Raw genomic sequence first — 16,672 nt, forward strand, 5'->3', positions numbered from 1 at the left:
AAAATAGCGTAATGAATCCCTCGCATTCCCCTTCGAACCCGGCGCACCACGAATCGCGCGATTCGCACGATTCGTGCGACAGGCACGAAGTGCACGATCTGGTCGATGCGCGCGTGCCGGTCGGGACGTCCGCGAAAGCATCCGCGCATTGGACGGCGTCGGACCTCGCTACGTCGGACGCCGGCACTCAGGCGCCGCAGAATGAGGCCGCGCCGCTAGACGAAGCGGCGCTGGCCGCGCTCGCGACACGCATCCGCGCATGGGGACGCGAGCTGGGGTTCGGTGCGATCGGCATCAGCGACACCGACCTTTCTCATGCCGAGGCGGGCCTCGCCGCGTGGCTCGAAGCGGGCTGCCATGGCGAGATGGATTATATGGCCAAACATGGGATGAAACGCGCGCGGCCCGCAGCGCTTGTGGCCGGTACGCGACGCGTCATCACCGCGCGCATGGCGTATTTGCCCGCCGCAACGCTTGCGGGCGCCGACCTTTCGAATGGCTCGGGAAAGATGGCCGAAAGTGCTTCGCAAGCCGAAGTTCAGCCGCGAGTGCATGCCGAAGCGGCCGCCGATACCCATGCTGATACCCGCGCCGATACCCCTCGCGCGGGCGAGCACGCGAACTGGCGCGAGCGCGAACACGCGCGTCTGGCCGACCCGTATGCGGCCGTGGTGTCGATCTACGCGCGCGGCCGCGACTATCACAAGGTGATGCGCGCGAGGCTGCAGCAGCTCGCCGAGCGCATCGAGGCCGAGATCGGCGCGTTCGGTTTTCGCGTCTTCACCGACTCCGCGCCAGTGCTCGAAGTCGAGCTCGCGCAGAAGGCGGGCATCGGCTGGCGCGGCAAGCACACCTTGCTGTTGCAGCGCGATGCGGGCTCGCTGTTCTTTCTCGGCGAAATCTACGTGGACGTGCCGCTGCCCACCGACGCCGAAGATCCCGCCTCGCCCGCGCCCGAACAGCCCGGCGCGCATTGCGGCAGTTGCACGCGCTGTATCGATGCATGTCCGACGGGGGCGATCACCGGGCCCTATCGCGTCGATGCGCGGCGCTGCATTTCCTATCTGACAATCGAATTGAAGGGCAGCATTCCCCTGGAATTGCGCGAGCTGATCGGCAATCGTGTCTATGGCTGCGACGATTGCCAGCTCGTGTGTCCGTGGAACAAGTTCGCGCAGGCCGCGCCCGTTGGCGACTTCGACGTGCGTCATGGGCTCGATCGCGCGAGTCTCGTCGACCTTTTCGGCTGGAGCGCCGCGCAGTTCGACGAGCGCATGCAGGGCAGCGCGATCCGGCGCATCGGCTACGAGTCGTGGTCGCGCAATATCGCCGTGGCGATGGGCAATGCGTTGCGCGCGACGCGCGACGACGCGGGCGCTCGCGGCCAGCCGGACGAGCCGCACGATGAACCGCAAGGGCGCGCGGCCATCGTCGCGGCGTTGCGTGCGCGCGAGCACGACGAGTCGGCGCTCGTGCGCGAGCATGTGCATTGGGCGCTGGAAGCGGCTTAGACTGATGCGCGCACGACAGGAGGAAACCATGTTCAACGCAGTCATCGACGCGCCGTTCGGCAAGGTCGGCATCCGCACCGGCGAGGGCGCCGTGCGCGAGATCGTCTATCTGCCCGAATCCACGCGCGCGGTTGCCCCCGATTGCCCGCTCGCCGAGCGCGCGGTCGCGCAGATCGTGCGCTACTTCGCGAGCGCGCAAGCGGACTTCGATTTGCCGCTCGCGCCGCTCGGCACGGCGTTTCAGCGCCGCGTATGGGACGGCATCAGCGCGATCGGGGCGGGCGAGGTGCTCACCTACGGCACGCTCGCGAAGCGCATCGGCAGCATCAGCGCGCGGGCCGTCGGGCAGGCGTGCGGCTCGAATCCGTTTCCCATCGTGATTCCGTGCCACCGCGTGGTGTCGGCGAGCGGGATCGGCGGCTTCGCGCATCACGGCGGCGACGGTTTCTTTCGCGACGTGAAGCGTTGGCTCCTCACCCACGAAGGCGTGACCATCCGATGAGCGCACCGCGCGCACGCGCCGGCGTGCAGGAACCGGCGCAAGAAAAGAGCAGCGAAAGGGCAGACGTGAACGATCGGAACGATAGCGACGTAGATGACAACGCCGATGGCGATGCGGATTTCGGCATCGAAGAAAGCGAACTCGATGACGAAATCGACGTGATGCCGGGCGCGGCGGACGGCGATGAAGCAACCGAGCTCGCCCCGGCCGCCGCACAGGCGCTTTCCGCGAGCCTGCTCGCGATCGACACGTTCTGCGACGCCATGTGGCTCGAGCACGGCCTTTCGCGCAACACGCTCGACGCCTACCGGCGCGATCTACGCCTGTTCGCCGAGTGGCTCGCGCGCGTGCGTTCGCACGGACTCGACGCCGTGCACGAAGACGACCTGCTCGTCTACAGCGCGCACCGCAAGGACGACAAGTCGACTTCGTCGAACCGGCGTCTTTCGGTATTCCGGCGCTACTACGGCTGGGCGCTGCGCGAGCAGCGCGTGAGCGCGGACCCGACGGTGCGCGTGCGCTCGGCGAAGCAGGCGCCGCGCTTTCCCTCGACGCTCACCGAAGCGCAGGTCGAAGCGCTGCTGAACGCACCCGACGTGGCCACGCCGCTTGGTCTGCGCGACCGCACGATGCTCGAGCTGATGTACGCGAGCGGTCTGCGCGTGACCGAGCTCGTCACGCTCAAGACGGTCGAGGTCGGCCTGAACGAAGGCGTCGTGCGCGTGCTCGGCAAGGGCTCGAAGGAGCGCCTGATTCCGTTCGGCGAGGAGGCGGCGGCCTGGATCACGCGCTATCTGCGCGAGGCGCGGCCCGCGCTGCTGGGCGCGCGCACGACCGACGCGCTGTTCGTCACCGCGCGCGCCGAGGGCATGACGCGCCAGCAGTTCTGGCACATCATCAAGCGCCACGCGCTCCATGCGGGCGTGCATGCGCCGCTTTCGCCGCACACGCTGCGCCATGCGTTCGCCACGCATCTGCTCAATCACGGCGCGGACCTGCGCGTCGTGCAACTGCTGCTCGGCCACAGCGACATCTCCACGACGCAGATCTATACGCACGTTGCACGCGAGCGCCTGCGGCTCCTGCACGAGATGCATCATCCGCGCGGATAGGGTGCGGTCGAGGCGCGTTGCACATTAAAATGCGCGCCATGAGCAAATCGAAACACGTCTCCGAAACGCCCGCCACGCAGATGCTGCGCCGCGCGGGCGTCGCGTTCGGCGAGCATCCCTACGAGTACGTCGAGCATGGCGGCACGGGCGAATCCGCGCGTCAGCTAGGCGTGGACGAGCATCGCGTCGTGAAGACGCTCGTGATGGAGGACGAGCACGCCAAGCCGCTGATCGTCCTCATGCACGGCGACCGCAAGGTCTCGACCAAGAACCTCGCGCGGCAGATCGGCGCCAAGCGCGTCGAGCCCTGCAAGCCCGAAGTCGCGAACCGTCACTCGGGGTACCTGGTGGGCGGCACCTCGCCGTTCGGCACGAAGAAGGCGATGCCCGTCTACGTCGAATCGACGATCCTCGAACTCGACGAGATCTGGCTCAACGGCGGCAGGCGCGGCTATCTCGTGAGCCTCGCGCCGGCGGTGCTGATGACGTTGCTGAACGCAAAGCCGGTGCAGTGCGCGAGCGTTGAGTGATAGCCGGGTTTGATGGCGGGCCGATCGTCCAAGCGCCACCGGTATGCTCCCCGATTTCCCTGATTACCCTGGGATCGCGGCAAGGGCCGCCCGCGCTTCGGTAGAATGAGCGCCTTCGCGCGCGCATCGACATTCGAGCGCCGCGCTTCGTTTCTCTTCCTTCGGGTTTCGTGCATGTACAACCTGTTTGTTGCCGTCGCTGCCTATCTGATCGGCTCGATTTCGTTCGCCGTGATCGTGAGCGCCGTCATGGGCCTCGACGACCCGCGCTCCTACGGCTCCGGCAACCCGGGCGCGACCAACGTGCTGCGCAGCGGCAACAAGAAGGCCGCCATCCTCACGCTGATCGGCGATGCGTTCAAGGGCTGGCTCGCGGTTTGGCTCGCGGCGCGCTTCGGGCCGCGTTTCGGCCTGGGCGAGACGGCCGTGGCTCTGGCCGCCATCGCCGTGTTCCTCGGCCACCTCTATCCGGTGTTCTTCCGTTTTCAGGGCGGCAAGGGCGTGGCGACCGCCGCGGGCGTGCTGCTCGCCGTGAACCCGGTGCTGGGCGGCGCGACGCTGCTCACCTGGCTGATCGTCGCGTTCTTCACGCGTTATTCGTCGCTGGCGGCGCTCGCGGCCGCCGTGTTCGCGCCGCTATTCGACGTCTTCCTGTTCGGCACGCACGTGATGGCGCTCGCGATTCTCGCGATGAGCGTGCTGCTGTTCTGGCGCCATCGCGCGAATATCTCGAAGCTCGTGAACGGCACCGAAAGCCGTATCGGCGACAAGAAGAAGGCGGCTGCGGCGAGCAAATAAGCGGGGCCGCCTGGTCCTTGCATCTTTTTTCCCCCACTTCGACAGATTGCGGCTCGCCCCTTGCGCGAGCCGCTTTCGCATTTCTCGCCGACCACCTTCCATCGCCTTCCCCGATTTGATCGCGCCCCGATAAATCCGATTCAAGTCCTTCGGGCAAGCCGCCGTAAACGCGTGGGTCAAAGCTTCATCTCACACGCGTACCGCAGTTCGATACTCACTTCCATACGGCGCTTCCTCCTCTATGTTCACTACCATTCGCGCGCGCATCGTCGCGCTATGCGTCGTTATCGTTGTCGTGGCGCTGGCGGCCAACACCGCGCTCGACTATTTCGTCGCTGACTCGCACAACAAGGATTCGATCGACGCCTCGCTCACGGCCGTCGAGGACAGCCACGCCCAGAACATCGACGAATGGGTCGCGAGCCATGCGCGCATGGTCGATTCGCTGCAGGACGCCGTGCTGCAACCCGATCCGGTGCCCATGCTCAAGCAGGTCGCGGCGGCGGGCGGCTTCATCAACGTCTACGTAGGCTATCCCGACAAGAGCGCGAAGTTCTCGGACAACACCGGCATTCCCGCCGACTACGATCCGACCGGCCGCCCCTGGTACAAGCAGGCCGTGGCGGCGGGCAAGGGCGTGGTCACGCCGCCGTATATGGACGTTGCCACGGGCAAGCTCGTGGTCTCGTTCGCCGAGCCTGTGATTCGCGAGGGCGCGGTGAAGGGCGTGATTTCGGGCGACGTCGTGATGGACAGCGTGATCGCCAACGTGCGCTCGATCCACCCGACGCCCGCGAGCTTCGGCATGCTCGTCGACGGCACGGGTCAGATCGTCGCGCACACGGACCCGAAGCTCACGCTCAAGGCCGTCACCGAGATTGCGCCCAGCCTCACTGGCGACAAGCTCGCCGCGTTGCTGGCCGCCGATGCGCCGCTCAACGTCGACGTGGGCGGCGACACCAAGCTGATGCGCGCCCAGCCGATCGCGGGCACCGACTGGCACCTCGTGGTCGCGCTCGATCGCGCCGACGCCACGGCCGGCATGCGTTCGCTCCTCACGGCCTCGCTCGGCGCGCTGGTGGTGATCGCGGTGCTCGCGGCACTCGTGGTGGGGGCGGTCGCGACGGTGTCGTTTCAGGGTCTCTCGCGCGTGCGCGACGCGATGGCCGCGATCGGCAAGGGCGAGGGCGATCTCACCCAGCGCCTGCCCGCCGTGGGCAACGACGAAGTCGCGCAGATCGCGCGCGCGTTCAACGCATTCATGGACAAGCTGCGCGACGTGATGCGCCATATCCGCGACGCGAGCGAATCGGTGCGCACGGCAAGCGACGAGATCGCCGCAGGCAACGTCGACCTCTCGGGCCGCACCGAATCGGCGGCGGCGAGCCTCGAAGAAACGGCGGCCTCGATGGAGCAGATCACGGCGACCGTGGCGCAGTCCGCGAACGCGGCGCAGCAGGCGGACGTGACGGCGTCGTCGGCTTCGGCGGTGGCCTCGCGCGGCGGCGCGGTGATCTCGGACGTCGTCGACACGATGGGCGCGATCGAGAACGCGTCGGTAAAGATCGCCGACATCATCGGCGTGATCGACGGCATCGCGTTCCAAACCAACATTCTCGCGCTGAACGCGGCCGTGGAAGCGGCGCGCGCGGGCGAGCAGGGGCGCGGCTTCGCGGTGGTGGCGGGCGAGGTGCGCAGCCTCGCGCAGCGCAGCGCCCAGGCGGCGCGCGAGATCAAGGCGCTGATCGAGTCGACGGTGGCGAGCGTGAGCTCGGGCTCGCAGCTCGTGCGCCGCGCCGGCGAGACGATGGACGAGATCGTGGCGAACGTCGCCAACGTGACCACCATCATTTCCGAAGTGACGAATGCGGCCGGTGAGCAGACGCGTGGCATTCAGGAGGTGAACCGCGCGGTGAGCCAGCTCGACGAGATGGTTCAGCAGAACGCGGCGCTGGTCGAGCAGTCGACGGCGGCGGCCGCCGCCCTGCGCGGCCAGGCGGCGAATCTGGCGCAATCGGTGGGGCAGTTCAAGCTCGATTGAGCTTGCACGCCGTCGGCGTACAGTGGGTACGCAATCGGCGCCGCATCGCCTGACTCACCGCCGGCTGCGGCTTGGGGCCGACCAAAAATGCGGCACAAGGCGCGCAGGTTGCGTACAGAGCTAGATCCTGGCGTAAAAGGCCGGTTTATTGCTCGTAGACTGGAACCCGTGCGTCATTTGCGGTACGGGAACACGGCCATCGCTCCGTTGCTGCGTAAAGAGGCTGCGTAAAGAGCGGAAGCGGGAACCGGAGGCGATGAACGACGGCAAGGATCGTCTCGGCGCATACACGACATTGACCTGTCCGGAATGAGGCTCCGCGAAGAACGGGAGCGCAGCAGGGCGCGCGGGTGCGAACCCGGGGCGCGCATGCCCTCAGAGCAGGGTGGAGACCGATGACGACCGTACACGACTGGGCGATACCCCCCATCGAGCCGCCGGCTGCCCCGGTATCGCCGCCGCCGGTCCGCTCGGCGCATTCGATCTTCCACGAACCCTGGTGGCTCGACATCGCCACCGAGGGGAACTGGTCGCTGGCGGTGGTCAAGCACAACGGCGCAATCGTCGGCGAGATGCCCTACGCCATCTCGCGCACGCATCTATGGCGTATTTCCCATTTGCCGCCGCTGACCCGCACGCTCGGGCCCGTGATCAATCCGGTGACCGGCAGCGCTTCGCGCCAGATGCATCATCGGATCGATATCACGGCGCAGCTCATCGACCAGTTGCCCGAATGTGACAGCTTCTTCCAGGTGCTCGACCCGCGTGTCGACAATGCGATTGCCTTCGCGCTGCGCGGCTTCACGGTGTCGGCGCGCTACACGTTCCGCATTGCCCCGCACTGCACGGTCGACGAGGCGTGGGCGCGCCTCGACAGCAAGACGCGCAATGTGATCCGCAGCGCCGAGCGCGAGCTGACGATCGCGCCGGAGCTCTCGCCGGCCGAGTTCCTGGCCTTCTACGACGCCAATCTTGCCGCGCGTTCGCGCAGCAACGCGTACGGCGCAGCGGTGATGCGCGAGCTCGTCGGCGCCTTTGTCGAGCGCAAGGCGGGGATGTTGCTTGGCGTATACGGGCCTGGTGGCGGCCCGGGTGCGCGGCTCGTCGCCGCGATCGGGCTCGTGTGGGACCATCAGGCGGTCTACTATCTGCTCTCCTCGCGCGTGCAGGATGCCCATTGCGGGTCGATCAGCCTGCTGCTCTGGACCGGCATCCGCCGCGCGCTCGAGCGGAGGCTGATCTTCGACTTCGATGGTTTTTCGAGCCCGTCGGCCTTCAACTTCCTGAGCGGCTTCGGTGCCACGCTCACGCAGCGCCTCGGTGTCGAGCGGCTCGGCACGGTCTACCTGCTCACGCGCACGCTCAAGCGCCGGCTCGTGCCGGGGAAGGTGTTCGCGCCCAATCTGTGAGCGGTCGAGACTGCGGGCGTCGCCCGCGCGGCGCGGATCGCTCAGACCAGCTCATGCCCCGCGTGGCCGCGCGCGTCGCGCGTGACGAGTTCGGCGAGCGCCAGCGCGTTCGACGCGAAGAGCGTGGGCGTCCAGCGCCGGATCGCGCTCTGCGCGTTGGCCGCGAAGCGCTCGCGCAGCGCGCGGTCGCTGCCGAGTTCCTGGATGCGTCGCGCGAGCGTCGCTGCGTCGCGCGGTTCCACGACGAAGCCGTTCATGCCGTCGATGACCACTTCGTTGGCCACGCCGCAGGTGCGCGTGACGATCGCCGGGCAGCCGGCCGCGAACGCTTCGTTCACGCAGAGCCCCCATTGATCGAATTCGCTCGCGAGCACGACGAACCCGGCGAGCGCGTAGAGGTTCGCCATATCCTGATTGGCGAGCGAGGTGAGTATCGTCACCTGCGGCGCGAGCCCGTGCGCGGCGATGCGCTTGCGCAACTGGGTTTCGAGCGGGCCCTGGCCGACCAGCACGAGCCCGATGCCCTCGCGGTGGACGCCCGAGTCCCGGTAGGCGTCGATCAGCACGTCGACGTTCTTGCGCGCGACGAAGCGGCTCACGCATAGCAGATAGCGCTGCGGCAGCCCGAAGCGGGCGCGTACGGCATCGGCGTCGTCGCGCGCCGCCTGGGCGAGACGCGCAAAACGTTCGACGTCGATCACGTCGAAGCCGATGCGAGAATGTTCCACGGGAATCCCGAGCGAGTGCGCGTAGCAGCGATGCTTCTCGCCCGCGACGAGCGCGCCGTCGAAACGGCTCACGACGAGGCGCTTCAGCTGTTCCTTGATGCGCAGCCGCACGCCGTCGTCGGCCTTCGAGTCCGACATGTAAATGAGCCTGAAGCGCCGCGTGACGAGCCGCAGCAGCCACAGGAGCGACGAGTAGCCGGTGTTGTAGCCGAGCGTGATGACCACGTCCGGCATGAACTGGCGCACGATCGCAATCAGGCGCGCCGTGGCGCGCGCGCCGAGGCCGTCGCTGTCGGTGCCGTCCTCGACCAGCGTTTGCGCCCGCTGCGGCCGGCTGGCGAAGAACGCCGCGCGGCGCTCCTGCGGAAAACCATAGACGCCCGAACGCGGGAACACCTCGAGCAGCGCCACTTCGTGCCCCTGGCTGGCCCCGGCGCTGACGAGGGCCTCATAGCGCGGGACGTGGTAGTCGCCCAGGTGGCCGATAACGAACAGAATGCGCATGGCAATGGCCGCTCACGATTGAGTGGGTGGAGCGCCGCGGCAGGGCATGACCGCGTGTCTGTGTCTCTCCGGCGATCGCCTGGCCTTTGGAACGGCCCTCGCTGTGCCACGCCGCTCGCGCTGTCGTCGGGGCAAGCGGCGGTTTCACCGTTTAAGGCATCGTAATCCTTGGGCGAAGCCTGCGCGCAATCTCGCAGTGCAATGTCTGCGATCAACGAACCATTGTCTGAATTGACGGGGGCTTGGCTGCGTCGGCCGGCCCGACGGGTGCTGCTGGAGACCGGCGAGGTGCTGATGCCGCGCGTCGTGACGGGCGACTAATGAAGACGGGGCAGGGGAAGAGCGGGCGGCGCGCAGCTCGCGCGTCGCCCGTATGCGTGCGAAAGACCGGCGCGGATCAGTCGCGGAAGTTGTTGAAGTCGAGCGGGGTATCGGTCACGTCCTTGCGCAGCATGGCGATCACGCTTTGCAGATCGTCGCGCTTGGCGCCCGTGACGCGCACGGCATCGCCCTGGATGCTCGCCTGAACCTTGATCTTGCTGTCCTTCACGAGCCTGACGATCTTCTTGGCGAGGTCGCCCGAGACGCCCTTCTTCACCGTGATGACCTGCTTGACCTTGTCGCCGCCGATTTTCTCGATCTTGCCGTAGTCGAGGAAACGCACGTCCACATTGCGCTTGGCCATTTTCGAGACCAGCACGTCCTTGACCTGGCCGAGCTTGAAATCGTCATCGGCGAACGCGGTCAGCTCGCGTTCTTTTTGCTCGACGCGCGAATCCGAGCCCTTGAAGTCGAAGCGCGTGGAGATCTCCTTGTTGGATTGCTCGACGGCGTTCTTCACTTCGATCATGTTGGCTTCGCTGACGACGTCAAACGATGGCATTGCTTTCTCCCAAAAGTGCGAGTGGCGCGAGCCGCACGAATCGTGCGCCCGCAGGCCGCGACCGTGTTTTCCGGTGCGGTGCCTTGTACTCGCTATAATCACGGACCGACGTCATTTTACCGGCGCCGTCGTGTTTGCCCAAGGCTGCGCGGCGCTGCGTGCCCGCGTCTTCCGCGCCCGTTTTTCCGTTTTCAGCTTTTTCGTGTCACATCCGTCCTCGATGCCCGTTTCCGCCGCGTCTGCCGATCCGTCCCCGGTGTGGTTCGCCCCCGGCTATCCGCTGCGCGCGCACAACACGTTCGGCTTCGACGTGCATGCGCGCCTCGCCTGCCGAATCGAAAAAGAGGCGGATCTCGTTGCCGCCTTGCGCGATCCGCGCGCGCAGGGCCTGCGCACGCTCGTGCTGGGCGGCGGCAGCAACATCGTGCTCACGCGCGACTTCGACGGTCTCGTGCTGCTCGTCGCGCTGGCGGGCAAGCGCGTGACGCGCGAGGACGACGACGCCTGGTACGTCGAAGCCGGCGCCGGCGAGAACTGGCACGACTTCGTGGCGTGGACGCTCGAAGCGGGCATGCCGGGCCTCGAAAACCTCGCGCTGATCCCGGGCACCGTGGGCGCGGCGCCCATCCAGAACATCGGCGCTTACGGGCTGGAAATGGCCGAGCGCTGCGCGAGCGTGCGCGCGATCGAGCTCGAGTCCGGTACGCCGTACGAGTTCGATGCCGCCGATTGCGGCTTTGGCTATCGCGACAGCTTCTTCAAGCGTGAAGGGCGCGACCATTTCGTGATTACCTCGGTGACCTTCCGGCTGCCGAAGACGTGGCGGCCCAACGCCGGCTATGCCGACCTCGCGCGCGAGCTCGCGCAGCGCGGGCTGCCCGAGGCGCAATGCGCACGCGACGTGTTCGACGCCGTGGTCGCGGTGCGTCGCGCGAAGCTGCCCGATCCGCTCGTGCTCGGCAACGCGGGCAGCTTCTTCAAGAATCCGGTGATCGAGGCGCCGCAGTTCGACGCGCTCGTCGTGCGCGAGCCGCGCATCATCTCGTATCCGCAGGCCGACGGCCGCGTGAAGCTCGCAGCGGGCTGGCTGATCGATCAGTGCGGCTGGAAAGGACGCGCGCTGCGCGCGGCGGCCGTGCACGAGCGCCAGGCGCTCGTGCTCGTGAACCGCGGAGGCGCGACCGGCAACGACATCCTCGAACTGGCCCAGGCGATCCGCCGCGACGTGCTCGCGCGTTTCGGCGTGGAGCTGGAGCAGGAACCCGTCAGCCTGTAATCCCCCCGCTTCCAGTACTGCAGCCGCGCGAGTCGCCGATCCTGGCGCACGCGCGGCTTTTGCACATCTGGGCGGGCGCCTTGCTGGCCCCCCGCAAGATCACGTTATGCCGCGCTACCCTGCGTCGCGAACACGGGGCCTTGCACGAAGCGCACGTCGTACTGCTGCAACTGCTCGAACTGCGCGGCATCCACCACGCGGTTGAAGATCAGCGGCATGCGCAGCCGCGCCGCGTAGCTCACGAGCGGCTTCACCATCGAATCGCGCAGGGCCGCGCTCGCATCCATCTTCACGAAGTCGAGCCGCGCCATGTCGGACACCGAAAGGATCTGCCCGGCATTGGGCAGATTGCCCGCCACCTTGAATCCATAGCGCTGATAACTCTTCGTCAGATAGCCGACGAAAGTCCGGTGCGCGACCGCCGCCGCCGGCAATTCGATCACCACGCGCCCCGGGTTCAGCCCGAACGAGACCAGCACGTTCGAGAAGTGCCGCCCATGGTCGTATCTCACGCTCTTGAGCAGCCGCTCGTGCACGCGCAGAAACAGCAGCCCATGCTGCTGCGAGCCGAGAAAGTTGATCGTGTGCAGCGCGCGCACGCAGCGGTCGAGCGCGACGAGCTCGGGATCGTCGAGCTCGTCGTCGAATGAGTCGAACGGGTCGAAGGGTTCGGGCTTGCCGTTCTGCTCGCGCAGCGTCACCGCCTGAAAGCCGAGTTCGTCGCCGAAGCGCGAGGCCAGCGTGAGATCGGCCGTGAGCGACTGCGCGCCGCCGTGCACGCTGATGTCGTAAATCGGCTCGTAGGCGCTCAGGAGCTCCACGCCGTTACGGCGCGCGACGGCTTCGGCGCGATGCGGGCCGGTGCCCAACGTCAGATGCTCGCCGAGAAACGGGTGATCGGCGGAGCGGGCGACGAGCTCGGGAATGGTCGGAGCGATCATGACGCGAAGTGAGGTGGCGACGAGCTTAATGAGATGAAGAATGCGCGGGCCCGCGGCCCGCGCCGGTTCGTGGTGGCGGCTGTGGGGCCGCATGACTTGATGGTAGCAGCCCCCAGCGCTCCGGCATGCACCGATTGGTGATAACCATATCCCTGTGGAAGCAGATTTCTGGCCCGGCCCAGGAGCGGCTTAGGGTTTACGTGGAATTTCACTATTCATAATCCGTTTTACTATTCGTAAATTGAACGGCGAGCCTGTCGGAGGAATCCGATGTGTGTTGGCCGCAGAACCGGATCATTCGAGCCGGCCCGACGGCGCCCTTCCGGCGCTCGCGGCGCGGTAGAACGTGGAGAGACAGTCATGAACGCACCCTTGCGGGACCTAACCGGGGCCGGACAAAGCAGCGCGGCCGCCGATCGCTACATGAGCGGCTTCGGCAACGAATTCGCCACCGAGGCTTTGCCCGGCGCCTTGCCCGAAGGCCAGAATTCGCCGCAGCGCTGCGCCTACGGCCTCTATGCCGAGCAGCTTTCGGGCACGGCCTTCACCGCGCCGCGCTCGCACAATCGCCGCACGTGGCTCTATCGCATCCGCCCGGGCGCGGTGCATCAGCCGTTCACGCCGCTCACAGCGCGCGCGAGCGGCGAGGCCGGCAAGACCCGCGCGCCGCGCCTCGTCGCCGACTTCGGCGACGTGCCGCCCACGCCGCCCAACCAGCTGCGCTGGGACCCGCTGCCGATGCCCACGGAGCCGACCGATTTCGTCGACGGCTGGGTCACGATGGCGGGCAACGGCTCGGCGGCCTCGATGAGCGGCTGCGCGATTCATCTCTATGCGGCGAACCGCCCGATGGTCGACCGCTTCTTCTACAACACCGACGGCGAGCTGCTGATCGTTCCGCAGCAAGGGCGCCTCGCGATCGCGACCGAGATGGGCAAGCTCGAAGTCGAGCCCTTCGAGATCGCCGTGATCCCGCGCGGCGTGCGCTTTGCCGTCGAGCTGCCCGACGGCGAGGCGCGCGGCTATATCTGCGAGAACTTCGGTGCGCTGCTGCGTCTGCCCGACCTCGGTGTGATCGGCTCGAACGGGCTCGCGAATCCGCGCGACTTCCTCACGCCGTGCGCGGCCTGGGAGGACCGCGAAGGGCAGTTCGAGCTCGTCGCCAAGCTCAACGGCGAACTCTGGCGCGCCGACATCGGCCATTCGCCGCTCGACGTGGTCGCATGGCACGGCAACTACGCGCCGTACAAGTACGACCTGCGCCGCTACAACACGATCGGATCGATCAGCTTCGACCATCCGGACCCGTCGATCTTCCTCGTGCTGCACGCGCCGACCGACACCCCGGGCGTCGACTCGATCGACTTCGTGATCTTCCCGCCGCGCTGGCTCGCGGCCGAGAACACCTTCCGTCCGCCCTGGTACCACCGCAACGTGGCGAGCGAGTTCATGGGCCTCGTGCACGGCGTGTACGATGCGAAGGCCGAAGGCTTCGTGCCGGGCGGCGCGAGCCTGCACAACTGCATGTCGGGCCATGGCCCCGATGCCGAGACCTTCGAGAAGGCGTCGAGCGCCGATACGTCGAAGCCCCACAAGGTGGGCGACACGATGGCGTTCATGTTCGAGACCCGCACGCTGATCCGTCCGACGCGCTTCGCGCTCGAAACGGCGCAACTGCAGGCGCATTACTACGAGTGCTGGCAAGGCCTCAAGAAACACTTCAATCCGGAGCAACAATGAGCAAGCCCATTCCCGCCGATCTGCAGGCAACGCTCGATCCGCAGCGCAAGAGCTGGATCGAAAGCGCCAACGACGTAGCCTGCGATTTCCCGATCCAGAACCTGCCGTTCGGCGTGTTCAGCACGGCAAGCCACGCGAACGCGCGCGTGGGCGTGGCGATCGGCGACTCGGTCGTCGATCTGGCGGTGCTGCATGAGGCCGGGCTGCTGCGTCTGCCCGCTCAATCGGCCAGCACGCAGAATGTCTTCGCGCAGCCCGCGCTGAACGATTTCATCGCGCTCGGCCGCGATGCGTGGCGCAGTGTGCGCGTGCAGCTTTCGTCGCTGCTTGCCCGCGAAACGACCACGTTGCGCGACGACGCCGCGCTGCGCCAGCGTGCGTTCGTCAAGCTCGCCGATGCGAAGCTGCATCTGCCCGTGGAGATTCCGGGCTATACGGACTTCTATTCGTCGAAAGAGCACGCGACGAACGTGGGCTCGATGTTTCGTGATCCGAAGAATGCGCTGCTGCCGAACTGGTCCGAAATGCCGATCGGCTATAACGGGCGCGCTTCGTCGGTGGTGGTGAGCGGCACGCCGGTGCGCCGCCCCAATGGTCAGCTCAAGCTGCCCGATCAGGAGCGCCCCACCTTCGGCGCGTGCCGCAAGCTCGACATCGAGCTGGAGACGGGCTTCGTCATCGGGCGCGGCAATGCGCTCGGCGAGCCCATTGCGTGCGAGAACGCCGAGGACCATATCTTCGGCATGGTGCTGCTCAACGACTGGAGCGCGCGCGATATCCAGCAATGGGAATACGTGCCGCTCGGGCCGTTCAACGCGAAGACCTTCGCCACCACGATCTCGCCGTGGATCGTGACGCTCGACGCGCTGGAGCCGTTCCGCGTCGCGCAGCCGGCGCAGGAGCCGCAGCCGCTCGAGTATCTGCGCCATGCGGGCAATCATGCGTTCGACATCGCGCTCGAAGTGCTGCTGCGCCCCGAAGGCGCGAGCGAGGCCACCACGATCGCGCGCACGAATTTCCGTCACATGTACTGGTCGATGGCGCAGCAGCTCGCGCATCACACGGTGGCCGGCTGCAATACGCGCGTGGGCGATCTGATGGGCTCGGGCACGATCTCGGGCCCGACGCCCGATTCGTTCGGCAGCCTGCTCGAACTCACGTGGAACGGGAAGAATCCGCTCGAATTGAAGAGCGGCGGCACGCGCGGCTTCATCGTTGACGGCGATGAGCTCACGCTCGCGGGCTGGTGCCAGGGCGACGGCTATCGCGTGGGCTTCGGCACGTGCGTCGGCAAGATATCGCCTGCGTTGAAGTAAGGAAGTCGGCGTCGCATTGACGTCGATGGAGAAACGGCCGATGCGCTCGAAAGGCGCATCGGCCGTTGCCGTTTTTGGGCGATTTTTGGTCGGTGTTCGGAAGCGCCATCGACCCGATACGGCTTCAGGCCCGCACGCGCGCAATTCCCCGCGCGCGTTCCCAGCGTAGCGTCGCCAGAAACACCAGCGCGCACGCGAACAGCACCCAGAGCATGGTGTCGCGGCCCGCGCGCTCCATCAGCGCGCCGGTGACGATCGGGCCGCCGAAGCTCGCGGCGCTCCACGCGGCGCTCATGAGCGCGCTTGCCGAAACGAGCGCCACGCCCTCGAAACGCTCGCCGCACGCGACGATGGCTAGCGTGTAGATCGAGCCCGCCGCCGCGCCCAGCACGAAGAGCAGCGGCCAGCGCAGCCACGGCGTCGCGATGGCCAGCGGCAGCAGCGGCAAGAGCGCCGCCACGACCACGCCCATGAGCGCGTGCACGCGCTCGCGGCCGAGCCGGTCGGCGAGCCAGCCGACGGGGATCTGCATGGTGGTGTCGCCGAGCAGAATGACCGACGCGAACAGCACGGCCGTTTCGCTGTCGATGCCGTGGCCCATCGCGAAGAGCGGCAGGAGCGAGAGCGCGAGCGTGTCGAACAGCGCGAAGAACCCCGTGGCGACGATCAGCGCCGGCATCTTCGGCAGCACGTTGCGCCAGCCGCCGTGCGGCTCGTGCAGATCGGCGGCCTGGGCGTTCGTGCGGATCGCCGCGAGCATCGGCAGCGCGACGAGGAAGATCGCGCCGCAGATCGCGAAGCGCCACGCCGTGATGCCCGCGATCTGGCTCACGAGCACCGGGCCCGACATCTGGAACAGCGTGAAGGTGGTCGCGTAGATGGCGACCACGCGGCCGCGGTTGGTGTCGTCGGCGAGCTCGTTGACCCACGCCTCGCCGATGGTGAAGAGCAGCATCAGCGCCGCGCCACAGACCATGCGCAGGAGCGCCCAGAGCCACAGGTTCGCGCAGAACTGCATGAGCGCGGTGGCGATGGCGACGGCGAGCACCGCGCCCACGATCACCTGGCGCGAGCCGAAGCGCGTTGTGATCCACGCGGTGGCCGGCACGACGAGGAGCCCGCCGAACGCTTGCGCGGCCGTAAGCAGGCCGACGATGGCGGTGCCGTAGCCGGCGTCGGTGAGGGCGAGGGCGGTGAGCGGCAGGGTCGCGCCTGAGCCGAGGCCGACCACGGCCACGCTCAGGATCAGCGCGAGGAAATCGCGGGTGAGGACGGTTTTCATCGGACGGGATGCTACTACGGGCGCGGCGATGCGCGTCGGCGCGCTGGCCGGCGTGTGAGCATGTGCAGTGCGTCGCCGCCGGTTCGATGCTCGCGCGCG

General features: G+C 67.2%; 13 protein-coding genes and 1 pseudogene. 10 read left to right on the top strand and 4 right to left on the bottom strand.

The window, feature by feature from the left end:
• Positions 1–230: 230 nt before the first annotated feature.
• From queG to U5775_RS13780, 7 genes are all read left to right on the top strand, one after another.
• On the top strand, positions 231–1,511 hold the full coding sequence (gene queG / locus U5775_RS13750) for a tRNA epoxyqueuosine(34) reductase QueG (RefSeq protein WP_415913570.1): 1,281 nt from the start codon (positions 231–233) through the stop codon (positions 1,509–1,511).
• A gap of 28 nt (positions 1,512–1,539) precedes the next feature.
• The gene (locus tag U5775_RS13755; RefSeq protein WP_322058678.1) at positions 1,540–2,013 is read left to right on the top strand and encodes a methylated-DNA--[protein]-cysteine S-methyltransferase; all 474 of its coding nucleotides are present in this window, start codon (positions 1,540–1,542) and stop codon (positions 2,011–2,013) included.
• Between the two features lie 161 nt (positions 2,014–2,174).
• Positions 2,175–3,125 carry a site-specific tyrosine recombinase XerD gene (gene xerD, locus U5775_RS13760; RefSeq protein ID WP_322058727.1) on the top strand — a complete coding sequence of 317 codons (951 nt, stop codon included), beginning with the start codon at positions 2,175–2,177 and terminating at the stop codon, positions 3,123–3,125.
• A 38-nt stretch (positions 3,126–3,163) separates the two neighbouring features.
• Complete coding sequence (gene ybaK / locus U5775_RS13765) at positions 3,164–3,655, top strand: Cys-tRNA(Pro) deacylase (RefSeq protein ID WP_322058679.1); 492 nt, start codon at positions 3,164–3,166, stop codon at positions 3,653–3,655.
• A 174-nt stretch (positions 3,656–3,829) separates the two neighbouring features.
• Entirely contained in the window at positions 3,830–4,453 is a 624-nt protein-coding gene (plsY, locus tag U5775_RS13770) for a glycerol-3-phosphate 1-O-acyltransferase PlsY (protein ID WP_322058728.1), read from the top strand.
• 241 nt (positions 4,454–4,694) lie between these two features.
• Positions 4,695–6,494 carry a methyl-accepting chemotaxis protein gene (locus U5775_RS13775; protein ID WP_322058680.1) on the top strand — a complete coding sequence of 600 codons (1,800 nt, stop codon included), beginning with the start codon at positions 4,695–4,697 and terminating at the stop codon, positions 6,492–6,494.
• A gap of 395 nt (positions 6,495–6,889) precedes the next feature.
• On the top strand, positions 6,890–7,903 hold the full coding sequence (locus tag U5775_RS13780) for a GNAT family N-acetyltransferase (RefSeq protein ID WP_322058681.1): 1,014 nt from the start codon (positions 6,890–6,892) through the stop codon (positions 7,901–7,903).
• A 41-nt stretch (positions 7,904–7,944) separates the two neighbouring features.
• Here the strand turns inward: U5775_RS13780 and U5775_RS13785 are convergent, their stop codons facing one another.
• Both U5775_RS13785 and U5775_RS13790 read right to left on the bottom strand, forming a co-directional pair.
• Entirely contained in the window at positions 7,945–9,135 is a 1,191-nt protein-coding gene (locus tag U5775_RS13785; RefSeq protein ID WP_322058682.1) for a glycosyltransferase family 4 protein, read from the bottom strand.
• 397 nt (positions 9,136–9,532) lie between these two features.
• A complete protein-coding gene (locus U5775_RS13790) occupies positions 9,533–10,018 on the bottom strand; it encodes a YajQ family cyclic di-GMP-binding protein (RefSeq protein WP_028209548.1) in 486 nt (161 codons plus the stop codon).
• A gap of 220 nt (positions 10,019–10,238) precedes the next feature.
• Here U5775_RS13790 and murB point away from each other — a divergent pair, with 220 nt between their 5' ends.
• Positions 10,239–11,294 carry a UDP-N-acetylmuramate dehydrogenase gene (murB, locus tag U5775_RS13795; protein WP_322058729.1) on the top strand — a complete coding sequence of 352 codons (1,056 nt, stop codon included), beginning with the start codon at positions 10,239–10,241 and terminating at the stop codon, positions 11,292–11,294.
• A gap of 104 nt (positions 11,295–11,398) precedes the next feature.
• Here the strand turns inward: murB and U5775_RS13800 are convergent, their stop codons facing one another.
• Positions 11,399–12,235, bottom strand: a complete 837-nt coding sequence (locus tag U5775_RS13800) for an EAL domain-containing protein (RefSeq protein ID WP_322058683.1) — start codon at positions 12,233–12,235, stop codon at positions 11,399–11,401.
• 360 nt (positions 12,236–12,595) lie between these two features.
• On the opposite strand from U5775_RS13800, the gene hmgA reads away from it, so the two are divergent.
• Both hmgA and fahA read left to right on the top strand, forming a co-directional pair.
• The gene (gene hmgA, locus U5775_RS13805) at positions 12,596–13,975 is read left to right on the top strand and encodes a homogentisate 1,2-dioxygenase (RefSeq protein WP_415913566.1); all 1,380 of its coding nucleotides are present in this window, start codon (positions 12,596–12,598) and stop codon (positions 13,973–13,975) included.
• Entirely contained in the window at positions 13,972–15,291 is a 1,320-nt protein-coding gene (gene fahA, locus U5775_RS13810; protein ID WP_322058684.1) for a fumarylacetoacetase, read from the top strand. Before hmgA ends, fahA begins: the two co-directional genes overlap by 4 nt.
• Positions 15,292–15,415: 124 nt before the next feature.
• On the opposite strand, the pseudogene U5775_RS13815 reads toward fahA, so the two are convergent.
• A pseudogene (locus U5775_RS13815) lies at positions 15,416–16,615 on the bottom strand (MFS transporter); the annotation flags it as partial.
• Between the last annotated feature and the right edge of the window lie 57 nt (positions 16,616–16,672).

Origin of the sequence: Paraburkholderia sp. J63 (assembly GCF_905220245.1) — a bacterium.
Classification (GTDB): domain Bacteria; phylum Pseudomonadota; class Gammaproteobacteria; order Burkholderiales; family Burkholderiaceae; genus Paraburkholderia.

Bases quoted from the DNA above. Each gene is read 5' to 3' on its own strand.
- U5775_RS13755 (WP_322058678.1), top strand. From the start codon at position 1,540: ATGTTCAACGCAGTCATCGACGCGCCGTTCGGCAAGGTCGGCATCCGC.
- xerD (WP_322058727.1), top strand. From the start codon at position 2,175: ATGCCGGGCGCGGCGGACGGCGATGAAGCAACCGAGCTCGCCCCGGCC.
- ybaK (WP_322058679.1), top strand. From the start codon at position 3,164: ATGAGCAAATCGAAACACGTCTCCGAAACGCCCGCCACGCAGATGCTG.
- plsY (WP_322058728.1), top strand. From the start codon at position 3,830: ATGTACAACCTGTTTGTTGCCGTCGCTGCCTATCTGATCGGCTCGATT.
- U5775_RS13775 (WP_322058680.1), top strand. From the start codon at position 4,695: ATGTTCACTACCATTCGCGCGCGCATCGTCGCGCTATGCGTCGTTATC.
- U5775_RS13780 (WP_322058681.1), top strand. From the start codon at position 6,890: ATGACGACCGTACACGACTGGGCGATACCCCCCATCGAGCCGCCGGCT.
- U5775_RS13785 (WP_322058682.1), bottom strand. From the start codon at position 9,135: ATGCGCATTCTGTTCGTTATCGGCCACCTGGGCGACTACCACGTCCCG.
- U5775_RS13790 (WP_028209548.1), bottom strand. From the start codon at position 10,018: ATGCCATCGTTTGACGTCGTCAGCGAAGCCAACATGATCGAAGTGAAG.
- murB (WP_322058729.1), top strand. From the start codon at position 10,239: ATGCCCGTTTCCGCCGCGTCTGCCGATCCGTCCCCGGTGTGGTTCGCC.
- U5775_RS13800 (WP_322058683.1), bottom strand. From the start codon at position 12,235: ATGATCGCTCCGACCATTCCCGAGCTCGTCGCCCGCTCCGCCGATCAC.
- hmgA (WP_415913566.1), top strand. From the start codon at position 12,596: ATGAACGCACCCTTGCGGGACCTAACCGGGGCCGGACAAAGCAGCGCG.
- fahA (WP_322058684.1), top strand. From the start codon at position 13,972: ATGAGCAAGCCCATTCCCGCCGATCTGCAGGCAACGCTCGATCCGCAG.